The organism is uncultured Campylobacter sp. (assembly GCF_938030145.1).
In the GTDB taxonomy this organism is placed as follows: domain Bacteria; phylum Campylobacterota; class Campylobacteria; order Campylobacterales; family Campylobacteraceae; genus Campylobacter_B.
Map to the genome: position 1 here is coordinate 91,559 of NZ_CALHGM010000003.1, position 8,127 is coordinate 99,685.

Sequence of the window (8,127 nt, forward strand, 5' to 3'; positions counted from 1 at the left end):
TAATATTCCTTAACCAGGAGCAAACTTAAAATAGTGGAATTTTAAAATTTCACCATTTTATTGCTGCGATTTTTATAGCATAGCTAAATTTACGCTATGCCTTTTTCGGCGTGATCAGCATATTTACGTAGCGACCTTCCAGCGCAGGCGCCTTATCGCGATCGGCAACTTCTGCAAAAAATTCGTCCCAAATTTTATTGAGCAAATTTACACCGATTTCCGGGCTCGACATCTCGCGCCCTTTTAAAAATACGCGAAGTTTGACGTGTTTGCCGCTACTAAGGAATTCTTTCGCGTGTTTTACTTTGTAATTAATATCGTTTTGAGCGATTTTGGCGGACAGCTTGATCTCTTTGACCTCGATGATTTTTTGCTTTTTTTTCGCCTCTTTGAGCTTTTTTTCCTGCTGATAGCGAAATTTGCTGTAGTTCATGACCTTGCAAACGGGCGGCTTTGCATCGGGCGCTATCAAAACCAGATCCACACCCTCTCGCTCGGCGATCTGCAGCGCCTGCGCCTTTGAAATTATGCCGTAAACCTCGCCGTTGTCGCCTATGCACCTGACTTCGCTAGCCGGAATGTCCTCGTTTAGAAAAACCTCTTTGCCTCTGCTCAAAAATTCACCTCGTTTAATTTAGCTTTTACGAAATTTAAAAACTCATCCAGCCCTAAATTTCGCTGTTCGCGCGCCCTGCGATCGCGCAGAGCCACGCTACGAGCCGAAACTTCATTATCGCCTAGGACGATGATGAGCGGCACCTTCTGCTTTTCAGCCGTTCTAATTCGTTTATTTAACGTCTCGTTTCTATCTAAAATTTCGCCGTCTATGTCCGCTTCGCGCAGCAAATTTAAAATTTCTTTCGCGTAGTCTGCGTGCGCCTCGCCGATCGGCACGATCGATACCTGCGTAGGACAGATCCAAAACGGAAGCTCGCCCGCGGTGTGCTCGAGCAAAATCCCCACGAAGCGCTCGAAGCTTCCCAAAATCGCGCGATGCAGCATCACGGGCTGCTTTTTTTCATTATTTTCGTCGATATAGCCAAGCTCGAAGCGCGCAGGCAGGTTAAAATCGACCTGCACCGTGCCGCACTGCCATTTTCGACCGAGCGCGTCGGTGATTTTGATGTCGATCTTAGGCCCATAAAATGCGCCGCCGCCCTCATCTAGGCCGTATTTTAAGCCCTTTTCGTCAAGCGCGTCTTTTAAGGCCTTCGTCGCGATCTCCCAAACCTCATCGTCGCCGACCGCCTTTTGCGGTTTGGTCGAAATTTCAAGCTCGTATTCAAAGCCGAAAGCCTTCATCAAGAGCCCCACGAAATCTAAAATTTCATAGACGTTTTCTTTGATCTGGCTCGGCATCACAAACAGATGCGCGTCGTCCTGCGTAAACTCGCGCACGCGGAAAAGCCCGTGCAAAACGCCGCTTTTTTCGTGGCGGTGCACGACGCCGTACTCGCAAAATTTAAGCGGCAGATCGCGATATGAGCGGATTTCGCTTTGATAAACCTTGATATGACCGACGCAGTTCATCGGCTTGATGCCGTATTCTTGCTCCTCGATCGTCGTAAAATACATATTTTCTTTGTAGTTGCTGTAGTGACCGCTGATCTTCCACGCGTCGGATTTTAAAATTTCAGGGCCGCGCACCGGCTCGTAGCCGCGCTTGCGAAGCTGCCTATAAAGGCGTTCCTCGAGCTTTATGCGCATCCTCGTACCCGCAGGAAGCCAGATCGGAAGTCCCGCGCCGATCTGCTCGTCGAAGGTGAAAAATTTCATCTCGGCTCCGAGCTTTCGGTGATCGCGCTTCTTGGCTTCTTCTAGCATCGTAAGATGTTTTTTAAGGCTATCTTTGTCGGCAAATACGACGCCGTAGATGCGAGTTAGCATCTCGCGCTTCTCGTCGCCGCCAAGATACGCTCCCGCGATGCGCGTAAGGGCGAAATTTTTCAAAAATTTCGTATTTTGCACGTGCGGACCGCGGCAGATGTCCTCAAACTCGCCCTGCGCGTATAGGCTTACGGGGCCTTCGGGGATGCGCTTTAAAACCTCCTGTTTAAGATCGTCGTTTGCATATTTTTTGGCGACCGCCTCTTTAGTGGAGGCTATCTTTTTAATCTCTAAATTTGCCTCGGCAAGCGCGCGCATCTTTTTTTCAATCGCCCCCAAATCCTCTTCGCCGAGCTTCTCGCCGTTATCTTTGCTAACGCGGATGTCGTAGTAAAACCCATCCTCGATCGCGGGTCCCACGAAAAATTTAGCGCTCGGGTATAGCTCGCGCACCGCCTGCGCCAAAAGGTGCGCACAGGAGTGGCGCAGAATTTTAAGCGCGTCCTCGGAGTTATCGAAATATATCGGCTGCGCCTCGTTAGCGCGCTCGCCGATACTTTGAGTATCGTAAATTTCACCGTTAAGTTTATATGCGATAATATCGCTCATTGGCTTGTTTCCTTTTTTACCGAATTGTCTTTCTTACACTGAAAGAACGAGAGTTAATTTTAGCTAATCAATCCTTAACGATAAATTTAAAAAATATTAAAATTAAAATTTTTGATTCTTTTCTCGCAATAAAAAATACACAGCGTTCGCACAAAGAGCACAAATCGCCATCACACTTGCGAGCAAAAACGGCTTATTCGCTCCCACTGCACCCACGATAAACGAAATAGCCCCGGCAATAGCAAATTGCGCAGTCCCCAGTACCGCCGAAGCTGCGCCAGAGTTGCCGTCCTTATACAGCGCCATCGCAAGCGTCGTGGCGTTAGGCGCAACAAAGCCGAGCGATGAAAGCAATACGAAAAGCGAAGCCTCAAAGCAGATGAAGGGAAGGCCAAGCATAGCGCATGCGAGCAAAATCAAGCTCATCACGAGCATCGCTATTAGACCGAAATTTAATAAAGCGGCGGGTTCGCGATTTTGCACGAGTTTGGCATTTAGTGCCGAAACGATGGTCATTCCAAGAGCATTGATGCCAAATATTACGCCGAAGGCATGCTCGCCCAGCCCATAATAGCCCAAAAATATGAAGCTAGAGCCCGTGATATAAGCAAAAAGCGCGCTCATCGCAACCGCAAATCCTAGCGTATAGCGCATAAATTCTTTATTTCGCAAAATTATGCCGTATTCGCCAAGCACGCCTTTTACGCTAAGTGTAGCAGTCCCATCTATCTGAGCGCTCTCGTCGAGTCCGAAAAATATAAATGCAAAAAGCAAAATTCCAAGCGCAAACAAAATCGCAAAAATCGCTTGCCACGAGAAAAAATCTAGCACAAATCCACCTAGAGTTGGTGCTAGCATCGGCGCTAGCGAGCCTACGACCATCATCAGCGCAAACATCGCCGCAGCCTCGTGCAGTTCGAATTTATCATTAATTACGGCTCGCGCAAGTACCACTCCAGCGCACCCACCCAAAGCTTGCAAAAATCTAAAAAATATAAACGCGTAAACGCTATCAAAGCTCACACAAGCAAGCGACGCACATATGAAAAGCAAAATGCCCGCGTATAACAGCTTTTTACGACCGAATTTATCGCTTAGCGGTCCATAAACGAGCTGTCCTAGCGCAAAAGCGATGAAAAAACTCGCAACCGATAGCTGAGTGTAAAACTCGCTCGTAGCAAAGCTTGCCTTTACCTTTTCCAGCGCGGGCAGATACATATCGGTAGACAAGGGCGCCAGAGCCGACATATAGGCGAGTATAATCACCAGCTTAAATTTGGCGAATTTACTTTGTTTGACCATCGTTTTCCTCAATTATTTTTAGGCAGAGCTCAAATGTGCGCACGAGCGCGTTTAGATCTTTAAATTTTTGCGGCAAGAGCCTAGCGATAAAATATATCGGACGCAGCGCAAGTACCGTAGCCCACGCACTTTGCACTACATCCTGCCCGCCGCTTGAGGCGTAGGCGTGGATGCCTGAGCGCACCAAGCCTTCGCTCAGACCTTCGCGACAAAGATCATAGACAAACAGCAAAAAATCTCGCATTTTGGCTTTTTGCAGATCACCGCGCTCGCCGCAATTTTCAAAATCTATAAATTTCATCTCGCCATTTTTTACTAAGACATCGCGCAGCGCGGGTCTGCCGTGTATGAAGCCGCGCGAATGTAGCTGCGCTAACGCCACAGCGTAGCCCTCAATGAGCGCCACGCAAGATGCCTCATCCGAGCTTTTTAGCACCTCGTCCACTGGCGTGCCGCCGTCTTTGAGTACGAAAAAGTTCTCGTCTCGCAGCACCAGCTGCGGCACAGGCGCGCCAGCTGCGTACAAGCTCTCGCATTTTAGCGCTTCGTAATCGAAAGCGGCTTTCGGATTTGCTTTAAATATTTTCGTAAGCAATCCACCGCGGATGCGCAGTTCCGGCTGCTTTAGCCAGTATTTCTCACCCTCGAAACTAAAGCTCGTGACGCGCTCGCCAGGATGATTTTTTAGAATTTCATTTACATATTCTTTAAAATTTTGCATTCAATAAATTTAGCGAATTTTTTTTAGAAAGAGCTAAATTTGCGAGTTTTATTTCATTAAGTTCCATATGTCCGCATAAAATTTATTACGTAAATTCGGCGGGGATAAATTTTAAAATTATCAGGTAGAATTTATTGCAGTCTTGGAATTTTGTAGCGCAGGAAGCAGCAAAAGCGCATAATTTCAGAATTTTACAAAAACTAAGATTTGCGTCAAAAAATTTTTAAGCTAGAAGTGGCGACCCCTACGAGATTCGAACTCGTTTTACCGCCGTGAAAGGGCGATGTCCTAACCGTTAGACGAAGGGGCCACTTAATCTGGTATTAAGATTAAAGGCGGTATTCTACTCAAGACGCACTTAAACCCAACTTAAATTAAGGATTATTTATGAAATGCTCTTTTCTGGCGCCGCTTGCACTTTCGCTTCTGCTCGCAGGCTGCGCTACCACCGCGCTCAAGCCCGCTTCTACGCAAGCTGTAAATTTCACCGTCATTTCGCCGCTTACTCGCACCAGCGACGCGGGCTTTATGCGTAAATTTAAAAACCAAACCGAGGTTCAAATTTATGCAAGCGGCATCAGCGTGCTGAGCCTGGTTTTAAAAGGCGATAAAATTTGCATGAACGGCGCGTGCGACGACGAGCTCGTTTTCAATAAAAAATTCTTCGGCGCCGAGCACTACCGCGGACTTCTGGGCGAAATCCTAGACGGCAAACCGATTTTCGGCGGCAGCGACGCGGGCGAGCGCCGTTGCCTAGTGCAAAACCTACAAAATGGCTCTATCGATTATAAGGTTTGCCGCGACAAGGGCGGCGGCGGAAGATCCATAAGCTTCGCCGACGCAAAACGCGGCGTGAAGATCAAAATCCGCGAACTGCAGTAAATTTTGCGCGGCGGGCGCTTGTAGCGCGCGAAATACTACTCCGCAGGGCAGCGCGAATAAATTGCAAACGAACAAAATTTCGCGCAGCGGGCGTTTGTAACCGCGCGGGAATAATGCGCTCTAGCAGCCGCCCAAAACACGGCGCGAGCGGTCAAAATTCCATTACTCGGCGAGTAGCCGCCTAAGCTTTGCAAACGGCGCGGTTTTATTGGCGCTCTGCGCCGGCTTTTTGCGACGAAATTTACTAAGCAGCGCGTATGTGCGAAAGAAAAAGCGTGCATTTAAATTTAAAAAATCCGCGCGCAGCTAGGGTTGATGAAATTTGCCGCGTGCGGCGCAAAATAAAATTTAGGAGGTAAAATGAAGCGGATCGGAGCGCACGTGAGTGCTAGCGGCGGGGTTTCCAACGCGCCGTTAAACGCCGCAAAGATCGGGGCGGACGCGTTTGCGATGTTCGTCAAAAATCAGCGCAGATGGGACGCGCCGCCGCTTAGCGCGGAGGAGATCGCCGCATTTAAAGACGCGCTGAAACAAAGCGGCATCAGCGCGGAGCATGTTTTGGTGCACGACAGCTACCTCATAAATTTGGGCCATCCGCGCGAGGCAGAGCGCGAGAAGTCCCTAAACGCCTTCGTGGACGAGATCCGCCGCTGCGAGGCGCTCGGGCTTAGGCTTTTGAACTTTCATCCGGGCTCGCATCTAAATGAAATTTCAGCTCAAGAGTGTCTGGATAATATCGCAGGGTCGCTAAATTTCGCCATCGCAAACACTGCAGGCGTCAAGCTCGTGCTAGAAAATACCGCCGGGCAGGGCTCCAATCTCGGCTATGATTTCGCTCAGCTCGCCTACGTGATCGATAAAATTTCAAACAAAGATCGCATCGGCGTCTGTATCGACACATGTCACGCGTTCGCCGCAGGATACGACCTGCGAAGCCGGCAGGCCTATGAGCGCACGATGAGCGAGTTTGACCGCGCGATCGGCTATAAATTTTTAAGCGGCATGCACCTAAACGACACGAAAAACGAGCTTGGCGTGCGCAAAGATCGGCACGAGAGCCTCGGGCACGGATTTTTGGGGCTCGCGGCGTTTGAAAACATCATGAACGACCCGAACATTGACGAGATCCCGCTGATTTTGGAAACCATCGACGATAGCCTCTGGGCGGAGGAGATCGCGCTTTTGCGCAGTATGCAAGGGCGCCGCAAAGCCTAATCGGACGCCTTTTGCGCCACGTAGAATTTATCTCATTTCACTTCAAAGTGGCGTGGAGCGACAAGAGCCTTATGCCGTGCAAATTTAACATCGTAGGATTTATCACTTAAATTTTAACAAGCAAAATAATGAGGATCGCGCGTTAAGAATGCCGCGTCAAAAAAGGCGCGAAATTCTGCGACAAAAACACATCGTCATAGCAAAAGAGCAAAATTTTTATAGAAAAACGCAGCGTCGCGGCAGAAATGAAAAATTTTACGCTGCGTAATTAAAATTTTCAAGCAAGATTTTTAAAACGATGCGGCGGCAAATTTTAAAATTCTATCGCTACGATATTTCAAGGCTCAGCGCCAGATTCGAAGCTCTAGGAATTAAAATTCTAAATTCCACATCAAAAAATTGGCGCGAAGCTTTATATTTGTGACTGCGTAAATTCCAACATCACAATTCTACTTTCACTTGATCCTTGCAAAGGCGAAGCGTATAAGGTCTCCATAATCCTAACTTAAAATTTTGCTACGTACCAATCTATGCTTTTGGCACGCATTTGCTTATGACAAATCTGCCTCTTTATTTTAGCGCTTTGCTTGCGCTAAAATCTATGCAGGATAGTATAAATTTAGCTAAATTCTGCCGCATATCACCCGACTATTTAAAATTTTATCGTCGCTTTAAATTTACTTGCGTTTTAAATTTAGACGCGTTTATATACAGCCGAATTTTGAGCCGCAGCCGATACATATTGTACCGACCGCAACTCGGCGCGCTATTTTAGTAGCTCATACATATCGCAGGATTTTTGCCAAGTTTCTTTAAACTCGGGCAGATTCATAAAAAGAGAATTTTTATTTTTGCCTAGATCGCAAGCTTTTTTAAAGTATTGTGCGGCTTTGCTTTTATCGTTAATGTTGTAGTTAAATACCGCGAAATTGAAGCAACTCGGTAGGTCGCCCGCTATATCGCAACCTTTTTTATAATAAACCGCTGCTCTCATTTCATCCTTTTTTACGCCCTTTCCTTTGTCATACATATCTGCTAACATACTGCACGATAGTTCTTCTCCTCCGTCACAAGCCTTGTCATAATAAGTTATCCCTTTTGATATATCTTTTTCGACGTCGACCCCGAGACTATATTTGATCCCCAATAATCCGCAACAAATAGTGCATTTCGCGTTACAATTTTTTTCAAGAGATCTGATGCCTTTTTTAGAATCTTCTTGCATTATAATTTCTGACGCTGAAAGGCACCCTTCCTCACATCCACCATTGCAAGCTTTTTCAAACAGTTTAAGCGACGTAGCATTGTCTTCGCATAATAAGCCGGCTTTGTAGCAAGACTCCATATCGCCGTCATTGCACTCATTTTCGAACTTTTCATACTCGGACGTGCCGAACGCAAAGCAAGCGGCGAGCGCCAACGCAAATAGCAATTTTTTCATTTAGTATCCTTTTCGGGTAAAATTTGGCTAATTTTACCCCCCCCCCCCCCAAAAAAAAACAAAAAAAAATTAGCTGGGCTTGGTGGCGGGCACCTGTAGTCCCAGCTACTCAGGAGGCTGGGATTACAAG

Annotated in this window: 7 protein-coding genes and 1 tRNA gene; 2 read left to right on the top strand and 6 right to left on the bottom strand. The window is 47.3% G+C overall.

The features are described from left to right. Positions 1–94: 94 nt before the first annotated feature. The 5 genes from infC to Q0323_RS00730 form a co-directional block, all read right to left on the bottom strand. A complete protein-coding gene (infC, locus tag Q0323_RS00710) occupies positions 95–616 on the bottom strand; it encodes a translation initiation factor IF-3 (RefSeq protein ID WP_177388239.1) in 522 nt (173 codons plus the stop codon). Then, a complete protein-coding gene (gene thrS / locus Q0323_RS00715; protein ID WP_298050542.1) occupies positions 613–2,436 on the bottom strand; it encodes a threonine--tRNA ligase in 1,824 nt (607 codons plus the stop codon). Before thrS ends, infC begins: the two co-directional genes overlap by 4 nt. Before the next feature lie 102 nt (positions 2,437–2,538). After that, positions 2,539–3,738, bottom strand: a complete 1,200-nt coding sequence (locus Q0323_RS00720) for a multidrug effflux MFS transporter (RefSeq protein ID WP_298050544.1) — start codon at positions 3,736–3,738, stop codon at positions 2,539–2,541. Continuing rightward, a complete protein-coding gene (locus tag Q0323_RS00725) occupies positions 3,722–4,459 on the bottom strand; it encodes a spore coat protein (protein ID WP_298050546.1) in 738 nt (245 codons plus the stop codon). The genes Q0323_RS00720 and Q0323_RS00725 overlap by 17 nt, the downstream gene beginning before the upstream one ends. A gap of 235 nt (positions 4,460–4,694) precedes the next feature. Next, positions 4,695–4,769 (bottom strand) — tRNA-Glu (locus Q0323_RS00730). Between the two features lie 77 nt (positions 4,770–4,846). On the opposite strand from Q0323_RS00730, the gene Q0323_RS00735 reads away from it, so the two are divergent. After that, positions 4,847–5,341: a hypothetical protein gene (locus Q0323_RS00735; RefSeq protein ID WP_298050548.1), complete on the top strand. Its 495-nt coding sequence runs from the start codon at positions 4,847–4,849 to the stop codon at positions 5,339–5,341. Between the two features lie 360 nt (positions 5,342–5,701). Continuing rightward, positions 5,702–6,556, top strand: coding sequence for a deoxyribonuclease IV (nfo, locus tag Q0323_RS00740; RefSeq protein ID WP_298050550.1), 855 nt, complete (start codon positions 5,702–5,704; stop codon positions 6,554–6,556). Positions 6,557–7,322: 766 nt separating this feature from the next. On the opposite strand, the gene Q0323_RS00745 is transcribed toward nfo, so the two are convergent. Continuing rightward, positions 7,323–7,997, bottom strand: a complete 675-nt coding sequence (locus Q0323_RS00745) for a tetratricopeptide repeat protein (protein ID WP_298050552.1) — start codon at positions 7,995–7,997, stop codon at positions 7,323–7,325. Between the last annotated feature and the right edge of the window lie 130 nt (positions 7,998–8,127).